This is a genomic window from Pseudobutyrivibrio sp. OR37, from assembly GCF_900113655.1.
Lineage (GTDB): Bacteria > Bacillota > Clostridia > Lachnospirales > Lachnospiraceae > Pseudobutyrivibrio.
This window is the reverse complement of the sequence record NZ_FOQF01000001.1, coordinates 145,077-161,227: the sequence shown is the minus strand read 5'-3', so window position 1 is coordinate 161,227 and position 16,151 is coordinate 145,077. Positions and strand designations below refer to the sequence as shown.

Here is a 16,151-nt window from a genome sequence, read left to right as displayed (position 1 = left end):
TATCCACACTTATTCTATATAATGCAGGTATGTGTAATTAGGTCCGTAAATACATCATTATAATTGGAGACAATAATATGAGTAGGTATGAGTTTGGGGAAAACGAAAGGGCGGTTTTAGAAAAGCTAAATATTCCAATGGCTATATATCAGCTTTTAGATAAGCGAGTGGTTACTTTATTGGTTACTGATGGTTTATGTAGTCTAATGGGAATGAAACGAGAGGATGTAGTACAGCTTTTTGATAAGGACATGTACAGAGATACCCATCCAGATGATAAGGCTAGAGTTGCAGATGCAGCATTAAAATTTGCTTCTGGTGGTGATAAATTTGACTGTGTATATAGAACCATGTCTCACATGTTAGGCGATTATGTAATAATACATTCACATGGTGAGCACTTCTTTACAAATGATGGAATTATGCTTTCCAGCACCATCTATATGCTTGAAAGTATAGGTCAGGATATTGAAAATCCTTTGACAGAAAGATTGGCTTCAAACTTTAAGGAGCTTATGTCAAAGGAGAGTCTGATTAGAGATAATTTCTACGATACCCTTACAGGTCTTCCAAACATGTCTTACTTTCTACAGTTAGCAGATGCTGGAAAGGCAGCACTCTACGAGAGAGGACTTACTCCAGGTATTGTTTTTTTCGACCTTACAGGAATGAAATTCTTCAACGAAAAATATGGATTGCGAGAAGGCGATAATTTAATTATTGCCTTTGGTATGATTCTTAAGAAGTATTTTTCAAATGAGGACTGCGGTAGAATGGGACAGGATCATTTTGCAGTCTTTACTGAAATGGAAGGAATTGAGGATAAGCTTCATGCCATTTTTGAGGATGCCAAGCATGCCAATGAAGGCAAGACCTTGCCAGTACATGTTGGTATTTATTCAATGGCCTTTGAAGATGTTACTGCTTCTAGTGCCTGTGATAGAGCAAAGATTGTAAGCGATAAGGAAAAGGGTGCTTACGTTTCCAAGTTTGCATATTATGATGAGAATACTCATGCTGTAGCAACGCATTATGAATACGTAATTAATAATTTCGAAAGGGCTATGAATGAAGGTTGGATTCAGCCTTACTATCAGCAGCTCATTAGATCCGTAAATGGTCTTGTGTGCGACGAGGAGGCTTTAGCTAGATGGATTGACCCGGTAAAGGGATTGATTCCACCAGATCATTTTATTTATGTACTTGAGGATGCAAAGCTTATTCATAAGCTTGATTTATACATACTAGAATGTGTGCTTCGTGACTTAGAAGAGGTTGGTGAGAAGAATCTTCCAATTGTGCCAGTTTCCATCAATCTATCAAAATACGATTTCGAGCTTTGTAACATATTTGAAGAAATAGAAAAACGTGTGAAAGCATCTTCTATTTCTACAGATATGATTACTATTGAAATTACAGAAAGTGTTTCAAGTCTTGACGGTGATTTTGTGGCAACACAGATAAGACGTTTCCACGAAGCAGGCTTTAAGGTATGGATGGATGATTTTGGAAGTGGATATTCATCCTTGAACACCTTACAGAAATTTGATTTTGATTTAATCAAATTTGATATGAAGTTCATGCTTGAATTTGGTTTATCAAGAAAGAATCATGTAATACTTAGAGAATTGATTCAGATGACCACCAAGCTTGGTATAGATACAGTTGTGGAAGGTGTAGAGACCATAGAGCAGGTGAAGTTTTTAAGAGAAATTGGCTGTAGCAAGATGCAGGGATATTTCTTTGCAAAGCCTATTCCGCTTGGTGAATGGTATGCTATCTACGGCGCCAAGGTTGGAAATAAGATAGAGGATTACAAGGAAAATGAGTACTATACAGCTGTAAGCAAGGCCAATCTGGTGGAGCCACTTGTTAATGAGGATTATAATTGGCAGGCGGACGAATTCTTTGGGCAGCTACCTACAGGTGTATTGGAATTTAGAGATGACGATATCTACATCATGCGCTACAACAGAACCTTTGCAGAATATATGTTAAAGGTGAACTATGTCGAGGAGGTAGATTTAGGTCACGAATTAATTAAACAAAAGAGGATGCCAGCAAAAGAGTTTATTGATGCAATAAGAGCATGTAGCACCTACAATAAATGGGAAATAGTTGAGGGAATCGTGGAACAGGGCTTTAAGCTTAATCTGTTTATTAGAAAGATAGGTATAAATCCTATTACCAGATATGAAGCCTTTGAAGTAGTTATTGTGGCTTTAAGCAATGTATAGCATTGGTTTGACAGCCTTCATTAAATGTGGTATGTTCTTTAAGAAAATTTATAACAAGAATTAGGTGTCCATGGAATCTTTTTAGGTTTGCATGGGTGAAAAGGGAATCTGGTGAGAATCCAGAGCGAAGCCGTCACTGTGTTAGGGAGTATGTGTTTATATCACTGAGTTTACTTGGGAAGAGAACACATGCGTTGATCGAAGTCAGGAGACCTGCCTATTTCAGGTAATTTTGATTTGCGGAACTCGAATCGAATTAGCAATATGCAATAAAGACTAGTCTTTTTTGCATGCCATTTTTGATTTATGAGACTGCTATTAATTAGCAGTCTTTTTATATTTCCGGCGGGATTACCTATATCACTAAGGAGGATTAACATGAAGAAAAAGTTAGTTACAAGTATGGCATTAGTTTTAGGCTTTGCCATGATGTTTACAGCTTGTGGCAAGCAGGCTGCAGATGTAGCTGAGACTAATGTGGAGGCTACAGAGGAAGTTGATGATCAGGCACTTGCAGATGAGTGTGCTGCATTAATCGATGCAATTTATGTTCAGGAGAGAACAGATAAAACAGATGAGCAGTGCAAGGCTGCCAAGGAAGCTTGGGATGCACTTACAGATGCACAGAAGGAATTAGTTGAAGGAGAGTTTGCTGATCCTGATTATTTTGGAAGAGATACAGGTGATGCTTCTAAGGACGATTCTTTAAATCAGGATGAAATTGGCGAGAACGAAATTCTTGTAGTAAGCTTTGGTACATCATTTAATGATAGCCGTGTTGCTGATATTGGTGGTGTAGAAAAGGCAATCGCTGCAGCATATCCTGATTGGTCAGTTAGACGTGCTTTCACAGCACAGATTATTATCAATCATATCCAGGCTCGTGATGAGGAGAAGATTGATAACATGCAGCAGGCTTTAGATAGAGCTGTTGCAAACGGGGTGAAGAATTTGGTAGTTCAGCCAACTCATTTAATGCATGGTGCTGAGTACGATGAATTAACAGAGGCGGTAAATGAGTACGCTGATAAGTTTGAAAGTGTAAAGATCGCTGAGCCATTACTTGGAGAAGTTGGTGCAGACGCTAGTGCAGTTAACCGTGATAAGGAAACAGTTGCAAAGGCAATTACAGCTGAGGCTGTTTCTGATGCAGGACTTGAAAGCATTGATAAGGCAGCAGAGGATGGTACAGCCTTTGTATTTATGGGTCATGGTACTAGCCACAATGCAAAGGTTACATACAGCCAGATGCAGACACAGATGGATAAGCTTGGTTACAAGAACGTATTCATCGGTACTGTAGAGGGTGAGCCAGAGGAGACAGCTTGTGAGAACATTATCGAGGCTGTTAAGGAAGCTGGATATAAGAATGTAATTCTTCGTCCACTTATGGTTGTTGCTGGTGACCATGCTAACAACGATATGGCAGGCGATGAAGAGGATTCTTGGAAGTCAATGTTTAAGGCTTCAGGCGCATTTGATTCAGTTGAGTGCCAGATTGCAGGTCTTGGTGAGATTGCAGATGTTCAGGCTATTTATGTAGCACATACATCAGAAGCTACTGGTGTTAAGCCAGCAGAAGTTGCACATACAGATGAGCTTAAGGAAGGCGAAACTTACGAAGCAAAGTTTACAACAGATAGCAGCATGTTCCATGTAAACGAAGCAAAGAATGGCAAGGGTGAGCTTACAGTTAAGGATGGCAAGATGACAATTCATATCTCACTTGTATCAGATAAGATTGTAAACCTTTATGTAGGTAAAGCAGCTGATGCTGAAAGCGACAAGGCTAACTGGCTTCAGCCTACAAAGGATGAGGTTACATACTCAGACGGAACTACAGAAACAGTTAATGGATTTGATGTTCCTGTAGAGGCACTTGATAAAGATTTTGATTTAGCAATTTTAGGTGAAAAAGGTACTTGGTACGACCACGTAGTATCAGTAACATTATAAAGCCTTCTCCCTATTGGGTTGCTAGGCTCCAGTGGAGCCTGTTTAGCAACGACCGAGCCGGGAGGCGAGACAAGGTGTCACCGCAGGTGACGGATGAGGGTAAATGAAAAAGTTAATTTATTCAATCGCTGCAGCGCTGGCTATACTTCTAACAGCCTGCAGCTTTTTTAATAAGGAAGAAAAAACAGAATATGGAACCTACTCCTGCGAGGTGACTCTTACTGGTGGCAGCGGAAAGGCCACTGTAGAATCTCCAGCAGAGGTAGTGACTTCTGAATCAGGAAATACTGTAAAGCTTGTTTGGTCTAGCAAAAACTATGATTATATGCTAGTAGATAATGTGAGATACGATAACGAGGCTGATGCTGATAGTAACTCCGTATTTACGATACCATTTGCAGAGTTTGACAAGACATTTACTGTAATCGGCGATACCACTGCAATGAGCACACCTCATGAGATTGAGTATCAGCTTACAGTTTATGCTCCAGGCCATTCTGTAGAGGTTGGGGCGGTAGAAAAGGTTGAGACTGAAGCGGCATCTGATTCTTATCAGCTAACAGGACTAACACTTGTAGATTCACTTAAGCTTGATTATGCCAAGGGCTTTAGTGTTGATTATTATGAGGATGATAAAGGTAATAGCTACAAATTTATTTCTATTTCAGGAATAAATGGAAAGGGTGACAATCAGTATTTTTTGATGGCGCAGGAAGCATTGCCTGACAGCGTCAGTGTTTCTGATAATGTTTCTGTTATCGTAAATACGGATAAGACTTACCTTGTATCTACATCAGTAATGGATTTGATGGATAAAATTGGCGCATTAGATGATATAGCTTTTTCTGGAACTAAGGCAAAGGATTGGCACATTAAGAACGCCAGAAGTGCCATGAAAAATGGTGAAATGGCGTACGCTGGAAAATACTCAGCTCCTGATTACGAGCTACTTGTATCTTCTGGTTGTAACTTTGCCATCGAAAATACCATGATAAGTCACACACCAGAAACCTTAGAAAAGCTTAAGGAGCTAGGCATACCTGTGCTTGTGGAAATGTCCAGCTACGAAAGCAGTCCTCTTGCAAGGCTTGAATGGATTAAGCTTTATGGTTGCATATATGGCAAGGAAGATAAGGCAAATGAGGTCTTTGAAAATCAGGTGGCAAGAGTTGATGAAATAGAAAAGCATGAAACTACGGGTAAAACTGTTGCATTCTTTTCTATTAATTCAAATGGTCAGATAGTTGTTAGAAAGCCTAAGGATTATATAGCATCTATGATTGGACTTGCTGGCGGCAAATATGTACCGGATGATATTTCATTTGAAGAGGATAATGCCTTATCAACTATGAAAATCACTACCGAGGATTTTTATATCAGAACAGTGGATGCAGATGTGCTCATTTACAATAGTACAATTGAAGGAGAAATTTCTTCTATCGCTGAACTTGTAAAGGAAGAGGAAGCGTTGGCAGATTACAAGGCAGTGAAAGAGGGAAATGTGTATTGCCTTAAAGAAGGATATTTCCAAAAGAGCACAAATGTGGCAGAATTTATAGAGGAGCTAAATGAAATTTTAAATGGCTCTTATAAAGAGGGAGATTGTTTTATAAAGCTTAGGGAGTAAATAATGGATTCAATTAGCAGAAGAATAAAAATTGCATTTATAGGAATGATTGTTTTACTTGTAGTTTTCTTTTTTGTAAGCGTTGGAGTGGGCAGTGCAGACATATCTGTAATAGATATTATTAAATCACTGGTTAACCCTGGGGAAGTTTACATGGGAAAAATAATCATCTCCATAAGACTTCCAAGAATCATTGGAGCTATAGTGCTTGGCGGGGCTCTTTCAGTGTCTGGCTTTTTGCTACAGGTCTTTTTTGGAAACCCTATTGCAGGACCATATGTACTTGGAATATCTTCTTCTGCTAAGCTTTTTGTGGCTCTTTCTATGGTATTTTTGCTTGAAAGAGGAGTAAACATTAGCTCACTTGTGTTAGTTGTTTCGGCCTTTGTTGGTTCACTTATAGCTATGGGGATTGTTATGTCTTTATCGCAGAAGGTAAGAAACATGTCCCTATTAGTAGTTTGTGGCGTCATGATTGGTTATATCTGTTCAGCTATCACAGAATTTGTTGTTACATTTGCAGATGATACAAATATTGTAAATCTGCATAACTGGTCCTTGGGAAGCTTTTCAGGAATAAGCATGGACCATGTTGTTGTATCATCTGTAATTGTAATTATTGCTATCGTATTTACGGTTATTTTTTCTAAGCCAATTGGGGCTTTTCAATTAGGAGAAAACTACGCCAGAAATATGGGCGTAAATATCAAACACATTAGAATAGTTTTGATTCTCTTATCTAGTATTTTATCTGCAACAGTTACGGCTTTTGCAGGTCCTATATCTTTTGTAGGTATCGCAGTGCCACATATTATGCGAGGCATCATGAAAACAGCTAAACCACTTGTTATGATTCCTGCTTGTTTTTTAGGGGGCGCGATCATTACACTTTTCTGTGATGGTATCGCCCGCACTGCCTTTGCGCCTACAGAAATCAGTATTAGTGCAGTCACTTCGGTATTTCTTGCGCCAGTTGTGATTTATCTTTTGGTTGCAAGAAAGGAGGCATCTCGTGGATAAAAGCATCCAGTTATCGGAATTGAATGTAGGCTACGGTAAGACTGTAGTATTAAATGATGTAAATATTACCATTGAAAAAGGGCAGATAGTATGCCTTATTGGTGCAAACGGTGCTGGCAAATCTACAGTTTTAAAGACAATAATTGGTCAGCTTAAAAAGCTTGGCGGGGCGGTTTATCTAAATGGAAATGACAAGGATGCCATGTCAGAAGAAGATGTTGCGAAGGCTGTTTCCATGGTGATGACAGAACGAATCCATCCAGAGCTAATGACCTGCTTTGATGTGGTGGCAACTGGCAGATATCCATATACCGGCAGGCTTGGATTTTTGGATGATAGGGATAAAGCAGCTATTAATGAAGCCATTGATATGGTTGGAGCAGGCAAGATAAAGGATAAGGATTTCTCCAAAATCAGCGATGGCCAAAGACAGCGCATCATGCTTGCAAGAGCAATCTGTCAGGATGCAGATGTAATGATTTTAGATGAGCCTACATCTTTCTTAGACTTGCAATACAAGCTTGATATCCTAAAGGTAATAAAAAAGATTGCAGCTACAAAGCAGGTGGCAGTTCTCATGTCTATCCACGAATTAGAATTTGTCCCAGCCGTAGCTGATAAAGTAATCGGAATCGCTGGCGAAGAAGTGTACGTCACAGGCACCCCAGAAGAAGTCCTGAACGGAGTCAACCTGGAAACAATGTACAAAATGGCCCCCGGCACCGGAGAAATAATATGCAGCGGCCTCTGGAACTATTCAACATCAATTAAGAGGCTTCTCTAAATTATGCCTTCCCCCTCTGGGGGAAGGTGCCCCGAAGGGGCGGATGAGGGTATTAATATATGTCAAAAGTAATCATGATCCAAGGCACCATGTCAAACGTAGGCAAAAGCCTCCTAGTTGGTGCCCTATGTAGAATATTCAAACAAGATGGCCTAAAGGTGGCCCCCTTCAAATCACAGAATATGGCACTCAATTCCTTTGTAACAGAAGAAGGTCTTGAAATGGGCCGAGCCCAGGTAATGCAAGCAGAGTGCGCAGGAGTAAAGCCTTCTGTTTACATGAATCCTATATTACTTAAGCCTACAAATGATGTGGGCTCACAGGTAATTGTAAACGGTGAAGTGGTAGGCAACATGAAGGCAAGGGAATATTTTGCCTACAAAAAGAACCTTATACCAGATATAAAGGCTGCCTTCGAGAAGCTTTCCGAGTGGGCAGATGTTATTGTTATTGAAGGTGCAGGCTCTCCAGCAGAAATCAATCTTAAATCAGATGATATTGTAAATATGGGAATGGCAAAGCTGGTGGACGCCCCAGTGCTTTTAGTTGGAGATATAGATAGAGGCGGTGTTTTCGCACAGCTTCTAGGCACTCTTGAACTGTTAGAAGATGATGAAAGAGCCAGAGTTAAAGGCCTTATTATAAACAAGTTTAGAGGAGATAAATCTCTTTTAGATTCAGGAATCGATATGCTAGAGGAAAGGGGAGGGGTTCCTGTTGTAGGAACTGTTCCTTACGCTCATCTTTTAATTGATGATGAAGATAGTCTTAGCGAAAGACTGGATAATAAGGGTGATGGTGGCAAGGATAGCATCGTTGATGTTGCCGTTGTTCGTCTTCCAAAGATTTCTAATTTCACTGATGTGGCTCCGTTTGAAAATATAGATGGTGTTGCAGTTAGATTTATCACAAAGCCATCAGAAATTGAAGGGGCGGATATCGTAATCCTGCCTGGAAGTAAAAATACAATCGCAGATATGAAATGGCTACTAGAATCCGGCATGGCACCAGCCATCCAAAGATTTGCTGCAAGTGGTCCAGTTGTTGGAATCTGTGGAGGCTTTCAGATGCTAGGAGATATAATCTCAGATCCTGAATCTGTAGAGTCAGACTGTGTTAATCAGATAAAGGGACTGGGTTTGCTTCCTATGGAAACAGTGATGGAGCCTGCAAAGCACAGAAGTCAGACTGAAGGTATTTTTGATGATATGACAGGAGTGTACGAATGTCTTACCGGTCAAAAATATTTAGGCTACGAAATCCACAACGGCTATTCCGTAATAGATGGCGCTTCCGTTACTAGCGTCCAAAAAGGAAATGTATTTGGCACCTATGTACATGGCGTTTTTGATAATGGAGATTTAGCCCTAAAGCTTGCTAAGTCCTTAGCAGCCAAAAAAGGCTTAACCCTTTCAGAAGAAACCATGGACTATATGGCCATGAAAGAAAAAGAATACGACAAACTCGCCGACATAGTCCGAGCAAATCTCGATATAAACTATATTTATGAAATAATGAGCCTTCCCCCTCTGGGGGAAGGTGCCCCGAAGGGGCGGATGAGGGTATAAACATGAAAATAGAATACATCTTACCATCAGAAATAGAACATCGCAGCTTCGAAATCATAACCGCCGAGCTAGACTCCCTGGGAATCACTATCCCCGAGGAAGAAGCTCCAATCACTAAACGCGTAATCCACACCAGCGCTGATTTCGATTATGCTAAGACAATGTGTTATTCGCAAGGTGCAATTGACCTTGCCAAGGAATTAATAAAAAATGGAGCTCACATAGTTACTGACACCAACATGGCATTAGCCGGCATCAACAAAAAGAAGCTTCAAAGCTTTGGCGGCCAGGTACACTGCTTCATGGCAGATGAAGACGTAGCCAAGGAAGCAAAGGAGCGCCAGGTCACAAGAGCCACTGTATCCATGGAGCGAGCAGCAGCCCTTCCTATGCCAGTAATTTTTGCCATCGGCAACGCCCCAACAGCCCTTATTTCACTTTATGAAATGATGGAGCAAGGCAAATTCACACCAGAGTTTGTTATTGGCGTACCAGTTGGCTTCGTAAACGTAGAGGCAGCCAAGGAACTATTCCTTAACTCCTCAGTTCCACACATCATCAACAAAGGCCGCAAAGGCGGCAGCAACATCGCCGCCGCTATCGTAAATGCGTTACTCTATAGCCTTCCCCCTCTGGGGGAAGGTGCCCCGAAGGGGCGGATGAGGGTATGAAAAAAGGAGTTTTTTATGAAAAAAGGTTTTACCACGGGAAGCTGTGGGGCGGCGGCTGCGAAGGCGGCGACCTACATGCTTTTGTCAGGGAAGGAAAAACTGAATATTGAAATAGAAACTCCTGCAGGGATTATGTTTAATGCGGATATTGTAGATATTAAACGACAAGAGTCACAGGTGAGCTGCGCTGTTATAAAGGATGGCGGAGACGACCCTGATGTGACTACTGGAAGTCATGTGGTGGCAACAGTGAGTATGGTTGAATCCTGTGATACAGGAGATTGTACTATTACCATAGATGGAGGCTTTGGTGTAGGCAGGGTAACATTGCCAGGGCTGGATCAGCCTGTGGGAAATGCTGCAATCAATCATGTGCCAAGAGAGATGATTGAAAAGGAAGTGCTACAGGTGTGCAGGCTTTTTGATTTTTGCGGAAAGCTTAGTGTAATCATCTCTGTACCTGAGGGGGAGGAGCTTGCTGGCCACACCTTCAATCCTCGTCTTGGAATTGTAGGAGGCATTTCCATACTAGGAACAACAGGTATCGTTGAGCCAATGAGTGCAAAAGCATTGGTGGATACAATAAGAGTTGAGCTTTCCCAGAAGAAAGCCTTAGGATTTAAAACAGCCTTCGTAACCCCAGGCAACTACGGCCTGAAATTTATGAAGGATAATTATGACTATGATTTAGATAAAAGTGTAAAGTGCTCTAACTTCATAGGAGAGACTGTAGATATGGTTTGTGAGATGGGCTTTGAAACTCTTGTCATCACAGGTCACATTGGAAAGCTTGTTAAGGTAGCTGGCGGCATCATGAATACCCATTCACATGAAGCCGATGCTAGAATGGAAATCCTTTCAGCCTGCGCCATCAAAGCAGGGGCAGACACAGATCTTGCCAGAAAGATTCTAGCCTGCCTAAACACTGAAGAAGCACTTCATCATATAGAAGATGCAGGCTTACTAAAGCCAACAATGGACATCGTCCTAGAACGAATCCTATTCTACCTAGACTTCAGAGCACAAGGTAGAATAAAAATAGAGTGTTTATTGTATTCCAATGAATTTGGATTTTTAGCACAGTCTAAAGGCTTCCCCCTTAGTAGGGGGAAGCTGTCAGCGAAGCTGACTGATGAGGGTATGAACATATAAATATAAGCCAAGCCTAAAGGCAGAAAGGCGCACCATGCCAAGACTAGACCCAACTCTTAAAAAGTATTCTAGAAATTTAAGAAAAGAAATGACAAAAGAGGAAAAACATCTTTGGTATGACTTTTTAAAATCATATTCAATTACAATCAAAAGACAAAAAGTCTTTGAAAAATATATTGTAGATTTTTATTGTGCTAAGGCCAAAATAGCAATAGAACTAGATGGAAGTCAGCATTATGAAAAAGAAGGACATGAAGCTGATTTAGTTAGAGATAAATATTTAGCTGATTTGGGAATAAAGATTTTAAGATATTCTAATTATGATATAAACAATAATTTTGTGGCAGTCTGTGAAGATATAGATGCCAAGATTAAAGAGAGGATTTAATTATGAATAATAATTTACATACACCCTCATCAGTCACCGCCGGTGACAGCTTCTCCCAGAGGGAGAAGCCTTTGGTTTATTTTGTAGGAGCTGGCTGTGGGGCGGCGGATTTGATTACGGTGAGAGGTATGAATTTGCTGAAGGCGGCAGATGTGATTGTATATACAGGGTCGTTGGTGAATCCGGAGCTATTGAATTATGCCAAGAGGCATTGTGAGATTCACAATAGTGCTACCATGACACTGGAAGAGGTTATGATAGTAGTGATTGCGGCGGCAAGACAGGGAAAGCTGGTTGTAAGACTTCATACTGGCGAGCCAAGTATTTATGGGGCAGTGTTGGAGCAGATGCAGATATTGGAGGCCAATGGAGTGCCTTATGAAAGCTGCCCAGGTGTAAGTGCCTGCTTTGGGGCAGCGGCAAGTCTTAATCTGGAATACACACTTCCAGACATTAGCCAGACCTTAATTATTACAAGAATGGCAGGCCGCACCGGAGTGCCAGAAAAAGAATCTATTGAAAAGCTGGCAGCACACAATGCATCCATGGCAATCTATCTAAGCAGTGGAATGATGGAAAAGCTTTCAAGAGCTCTTTACAATGGTGGCTATTCCAAGGATACGCCTGCAGCTATAGTGTACAAGGCAAGCTGGCCTGATGAAGAAAAATATATTTGTACTGTGGGTACATTGGCAGAGACTGCTGAGGCTCATGGTATAAAGAATTTGGCTGTGGTGCTTGTAGGGGATGTGATATCGAAGTCGGGGTATTCGTTGTCGAAGTTGTATGATGCGGAGTTTGAAACTGGATTTAGGAAGAGTAGATGATGGTTGCCCTCATCAGTCACCTTCGGTGACAGCTTGTCTCGCCTCCCGGCTCGGTCGTTGCTAAACAGGCTCCACTGGAGCCTAGCAACCCAGAGGGGGAAGGCTTTGGAGAGTATATGATTGAAAATTTTCTTATAAGAATTACATATTTTACCGATGAAGGTAAGAAGGTTTATAGCAAGCTTGAACAGGCCTTAAGCAATATTACTTTTGAAGTGAAGGATGACAGCACTTCTTTAAAGGCCTTTGCAAAGGAAAGCTTTGAGGGGCATATTCCGCTTATTTTTATTGGAGCTGTGGGGATTGCTGTAAGGACTATTTCGCCCTTTATAGATAACAAGCTTTCGGATATTCCTGTGGTTGTCATTGATGAAAGGGGGATGAATGTTATTCCTATTTTGTCGGGGCATTATGGTATGGGAAATGATTTGGCAAGAAATATTGCTGAAAGGATTAATGCAAATGCCATCATCACAACAGCAACTGATATAGAAAATGTGTATGCCATAGATTCCTTTGCAGCAAAAAATGGATTCCGAATTTTAGATAAATCAAAGATAAAAAATGTTTCCATGAAGCTATTAAATGGCCAAATGGTTTATTACAAAAATGATATTGAAAATCTTTCATTTGAAGATGAGGAGCCTGAAAATATAAAAGCGCTAGCAGAAGATGTAAAGCCAGATTTTATATTTTCAAATGATGAGAATGAAAATGCAGATGCACTCATTTTAACTCCTAAAACCTTAGTAATAGGTATGGGCTGTAAAAGAGGAAAAAGCTTTGAAGAGCTTCTTGAATTTCTTCTTAAGGATTATAGTGAAAAGGAGCTTAGGAGAAATCTATATGCAATCTGCTCTATTGATAAAAAGGCGGACGAAACAGGGTTACTTAGGCTTTCCGCATATCTGCATGCCAAATTTATTACATTTACAGCTGAAGAGTTGGAGGCCACTAAAGGCGATTTTACAGAATCAGTTTTTGTAAAGGAACAGGTTGGAACTGGAAATGTAAGCGAGCGGGCTGCAGTAGCCTTGGGTGCCAATCTTGTTTCAAAAAAACAGGCAAGTGATGGAATGACGAAGGCATACGCAATCAGAGAATTAAGGAGCATAAAATGGCAGGAATAATATATATAGTTGGCATGGGACCAGGTGACAAAAGCATGATGACAGACCAGGCAATTGATGCTATGGAAAATGCAGATGTAATCGTAGGCTATACAGTTTATGTGGATTTGGTAAAAGAGCATTTCCCAGAAAAAGAATTTTTCACCACTCCAATGAGACAGGAAGTGGAGCGCTGCAGAGCCTGCTATGAATTTGCAAAGGAAGGTAAAACTGTGGCTTTCATTTGTAGTGGAGATGCTGGAGTTTATGGCATGGCTGCGCCAATGTATGAGCTTCTGCCAGAATACGTAAATGCGGATTCGGATATAACAGAGGATAACATCGTTGTGATTCCAGGTGTGACAGCAGCAATTTCTGGAGCGGCAGTTTTGGGAGCACCTATTAATCATGATTTTTGCGTAATCAGTCTTAGCGATTTGCTGACTCCATGGGAGGTAATTGAAAAAAGACTTAAGGCTGCAATTATGGGTGATTTTGCCATAGCCCTTTACAATCCTTCCAGCAAAAAAAGACATGATTATTTGAAGAAGGCCTGTGAGATAATGCTTGAGGCTGGGGCAGATGAAAACAGAGCCTGCGGTTATGTGGAAAATATAGGAAGAGCAGGTACACATTCTGTGACTCTTAAACTTGGAGAGCTAAAGGATGCCCAGGTAAACATGTTTACCACTGTGTTTATTGGAAATTCAAAGAGTGAAATAATAAATGGAAAGCTTGTAACAAAACGAGGATATCAGATTTGAAAAAAGCAATCATTTTTGGAGGAACTACAGAGGGACGCATGCTTGCAGAAAAGCTATCAGTAGCTGGAGTTTCTGTAGTTTATTTAGTGGCAACCGAATATGGCAAGGAGCCTGTAGATGAAAGCACAGGACTTCAGGTTAGAATTGGAAGAATGGATTCTGCACAGATGGCAGAGTTGATAAAGGCAGAAAATCCTGATGTGATAATTGATGCCACCCATCCTTTTGCAGAGCTTGTTAAAAAGGAAATCGATACAGCAATTTTTTTAAGTCCTTCCACTTCATTTATCAGAGTAATCCGAGAGGGCGTTGAGGCGGATTACAGCAACTGCACATTTTTTGATGATGCCCAATCCTGCGCAAAGGCTTTAGAGGAAACTACTGGAAATATTTTCCTTACCACTGGAAGTAAAGAGCTTGCTACCTTTTGCAAAAACGAAGAGGTTCGAAGCAGAATTATAGCAAGAGTCATCCCAAGCGTGGAGAGTCTGAATCTGTGCACAGAAAATGGACTTACAGGAAAGCAGATAATTGCTATGCAGGGCCCATTTTCCCTTACTATGAATAGAGCCCAGATTAGAGAGACAAAGGCTGCTGTGGTAGTTCTTAAAAATAGTGGTAAAGGCAGTGGTGAGGCCCAGCGTATAGAGGCTGCCAGATTAGAAGGAATTAAATGCTTTGTCATTAATAGGCCTGCCGCCCCAATGGAAGGGGTGTCCTATGAGGATGCACTAATAGAGCTTCAATCACTTCTTGGCGTAAAGCTTACCGAAAGGGGATTCTCAGAAATCACACCTGATGTGAAAATCCATATTAGTATGGCTGGCTTTGGTATGGGCTTTGGAACTCTTACTGATGAGGTAAAGGAAGCTGTTAATAAGGCAGATATTATTTTTGGCGCTGTGAGAATGCTTTCGGCAATAGATTGTAAGGCTAAAAAATATCCATATTATTTGGCAAAAGATATTCTGCCTGTATTAAATGAAAAGGCTGATAGTATCACCCATGGAACCATAAATGCTGTTGTTTTATTTTCAGGTGATACCAGTTTTTTCAGTGGCACAAAAAATCTATATGAGGCACTTCGATTGGATGCTCGCTTCAAGGTGAAGGTGCTTCCTGGTATTTCATCAATCAGCGCTTTTGCTGCAAAGCTTGGTGAGAGCTATGAGGATGCTGTAGTCATGAGTACACATGGTGTGGAAGAAACAGTATGGCAGCCAAAACTGATTGATGCTGTGAAATATTCAAGTAAGGTATACACACTTACATCTGGCGGGAAGGATGTAAGAATAATTGGAGAAATACTTCAGGATTTGGAACAGCGCTTCAAACTTAAGTTTGAAATATGGGCAGGCTACAATCTGTATTCAAACGAAAAGCTTGTGTGCATGAGCTCAGCTAAATGTTCAGTGGCTGCAGATGATGGCTTATGTGTGCTTCTTATAAAAAATAAAAGACCTCTTGCAAAAAGGCTTGCTCCAGGATTATCAGATGATGATTTCTTGCGTAACAAGACTCCTATGTCAAAGGAAGAAATCAGAGCTCTCTCAATCTGCAAGCTGGGGCTCACAGAGAATGCTTATGTTTACGATATAGGTGCAGGTAGTGGCTCTGTGTCTGTTGAAATGGGACTGCTTAATCCATCAATTAACGTATATGCCATAGAGTTCAAGGAGGAAGCCTGCAAGCTAATAAAGGAAAATATAAATAAATTTGCGCTTACCAATGTGAATTTAGTGCAGGCAGTAGCGCCAGAGGCTTTAGAAGATTTGCCAACCCCTACTCACATATTCATTGGAGGCAGTGGTGGTCGCTTAGAAGAAATCATTACGCTTTTAAAGAACAAGGGCACAGGCATTCGTGTAGTAGTCAATGCTGTTACCCTAGAAACTATCGCAGAGGTTAATCGCATCCTAAAGGATTTTGCAATCAGTGATGCAGATGTGGTACAGGCATCCATCAGCAAAGCCAAAACCATAGGAGACTACAATGTAATGCAAGCCCAAAATCCCGTATACATTGTGTCGTTTACTATATAGGAGATT

12 protein-coding genes, 1 pseudogene and 1 riboswitch are annotated in these 16,151 nt (G+C 40.8%); all 13 genes and pseudogenes read left to right on the top strand.

Annotation, left to right across the window (positions count from 1 at the left end):
- Positions 1 to 77: 77 nt before the first annotated feature.
- The 13 genes and pseudogenes from BM097_RS00685 (at position 78) to cobK (ending at position 16,145) form a co-directional block, all read left to right on the top strand.
- Positions 78 to 2,237, top strand: coding sequence for an EAL domain-containing protein (locus BM097_RS00685; protein WP_090544900.1), 2,160 nt, complete (start codon positions 78 to 80; stop codon positions 2,235 to 2,237).
- A gap of 45 nt (positions 2,238 to 2,282) precedes the next feature.
- Positions 2,283 to 2,472: riboswitch (cobalamin riboswitch) on the top strand.
- Between the two features lie 143 nt (positions 2,473 to 2,615).
- Positions 2,616 to 3,797, top strand: a pseudogene (locus tag BM097_RS00680) (sirohydrochlorin cobaltochelatase); the annotation flags it as partial.
- A 499-nt stretch (positions 3,798 to 4,296) separates the two neighbouring features.
- Positions 4,297 to 5,820: an ABC transporter substrate-binding protein gene (locus BM097_RS00675; protein ID WP_090544895.1), complete on the top strand. Its 1,524-nt coding sequence runs from the start codon at positions 4,297 to 4,299 to the stop codon at positions 5,818 to 5,820.
- 3 nt (positions 5,821 to 5,823) lie between these two features.
- Positions 5,824 to 6,840, top strand: coding sequence for a FecCD family ABC transporter permease (locus BM097_RS00670; protein WP_177197322.1), 1,017 nt, complete (start codon positions 5,824 to 5,826; stop codon positions 6,838 to 6,840).
- Positions 6,833 to 7,624, top strand: coding sequence for an ABC transporter ATP-binding protein (locus BM097_RS00665; protein ID WP_177197321.1), 792 nt, complete (start codon positions 6,833 to 6,835; stop codon positions 7,622 to 7,624). Before BM097_RS00670 ends, BM097_RS00665 begins: the two co-directional genes overlap by 8 nt.
- 59 nt (positions 7,625 to 7,683) lie before the next feature.
- Complete coding sequence (locus tag BM097_RS00660; RefSeq protein WP_090544891.1) at positions 7,684 to 9,192, top strand: cobyric acid synthase; 1,509 nt, start codon at positions 7,684 to 7,686, stop codon at positions 9,190 to 9,192.
- A gap of 2 nt (positions 9,193 to 9,194) precedes the next feature.
- Complete coding sequence (locus BM097_RS00655) at positions 9,195 to 9,863, top strand: precorrin-8X methylmutase (RefSeq protein WP_090544889.1); 669 nt, start codon at positions 9,195 to 9,197, stop codon at positions 9,861 to 9,863.
- Between the two features lie 15 nt (positions 9,864 to 9,878).
- On the top strand, positions 9,879 to 11,015 hold the full coding sequence (gene cbiD / locus BM097_RS00650; protein WP_090544887.1) for a cobalt-precorrin-5B (C(1))-methyltransferase CbiD: 1,137 nt from the start codon (positions 9,879 to 9,881) through the stop codon (positions 11,013 to 11,015).
- 34 nt (positions 11,016 to 11,049) lie between these two features.
- Complete coding sequence (locus BM097_RS00645) at positions 11,050 to 11,403, top strand: endonuclease domain-containing protein (protein ID WP_090544885.1); 354 nt, start codon at positions 11,050 to 11,052, stop codon at positions 11,401 to 11,403.
- A gap of 71 nt (positions 11,404 to 11,474) precedes the next feature.
- Entirely contained in the window at positions 11,475 to 12,230 is a 756-nt protein-coding gene (cobM, locus tag BM097_RS00640; RefSeq protein ID WP_090544883.1) for a precorrin-4 C(11)-methyltransferase, read from the top strand.
- 116 nt (positions 12,231 to 12,346) lie between these two features.
- Entirely contained in the window at positions 12,347 to 13,360 is a 1,014-nt protein-coding gene (locus tag BM097_RS00635) for a cobalt-precorrin 5A hydrolase (protein ID WP_090544882.1), read from the top strand.
- A complete protein-coding gene (gene cobJ, locus BM097_RS00630; protein ID WP_090544881.1) occupies positions 13,348 to 14,103 on the top strand; it encodes a precorrin-3B C(17)-methyltransferase in 756 nt (251 codons plus the stop codon). The genes BM097_RS00635 and cobJ overlap by 13 nt, the downstream gene beginning before the upstream one ends.
- On the top strand, positions 14,100 to 16,145 hold the full coding sequence (gene cobK, locus BM097_RS00625) for a precorrin-6A reductase (RefSeq protein WP_090544880.1): 2,046 nt from the start codon (positions 14,100 to 14,102) through the stop codon (positions 16,143 to 16,145). The genes cobJ and cobK overlap by 4 nt, the downstream gene beginning before the upstream one ends.
- Positions 16,146 to 16,151 lie beyond the last annotated feature (6 nt).

What these genes read in the sequence shown, in the direction of transcription:
- BM097_RS00670 (WP_177197322.1), top strand. Translation starts at nt 5,824, where the DNA reads ATGGATTCAATTAGCAGAAGAATAAAAATTGCATTTATAGGAATGATT.
- BM097_RS00645 (WP_090544885.1), top strand. Translation starts at nt 11,050, where the DNA reads ATGCCAAGACTAGACCCAACTCTTAAAAAGTATTCTAGAAATTTAAGA.
- BM097_RS00660 (WP_090544891.1), top strand. Translation starts at nt 7,684, where the DNA reads ATGTCAAAAGTAATCATGATCCAAGGCACCATGTCAAACGTAGGCAAA.
- BM097_RS00635 (WP_090544882.1), top strand. Translation starts at nt 12,347, where the DNA reads ATGATTGAAAATTTTCTTATAAGAATTACATATTTTACCGATGAAGGT.
- BM097_RS00685 (WP_090544900.1), top strand. Translation starts at nt 78, where the DNA reads ATGAGTAGGTATGAGTTTGGGGAAAACGAAAGGGCGGTTTTAGAAAAG.
- cobJ (WP_090544881.1), top strand. Translation starts at nt 13,348, where the DNA reads ATGGCAGGAATAATATATATAGTTGGCATGGGACCAGGTGACAAAAGC.
- BM097_RS00675 (WP_090544895.1), top strand. Translation starts at nt 4,297, where the DNA reads ATGAAAAAGTTAATTTATTCAATCGCTGCAGCGCTGGCTATACTTCTA.
- BM097_RS00655 (WP_090544889.1), top strand. Translation starts at nt 9,195, where the DNA reads ATGAAAATAGAATACATCTTACCATCAGAAATAGAACATCGCAGCTTC.
- cbiD (WP_090544887.1), top strand. Translation starts at nt 9,879, where the DNA reads ATGAAAAAAGGTTTTACCACGGGAAGCTGTGGGGCGGCGGCTGCGAAG.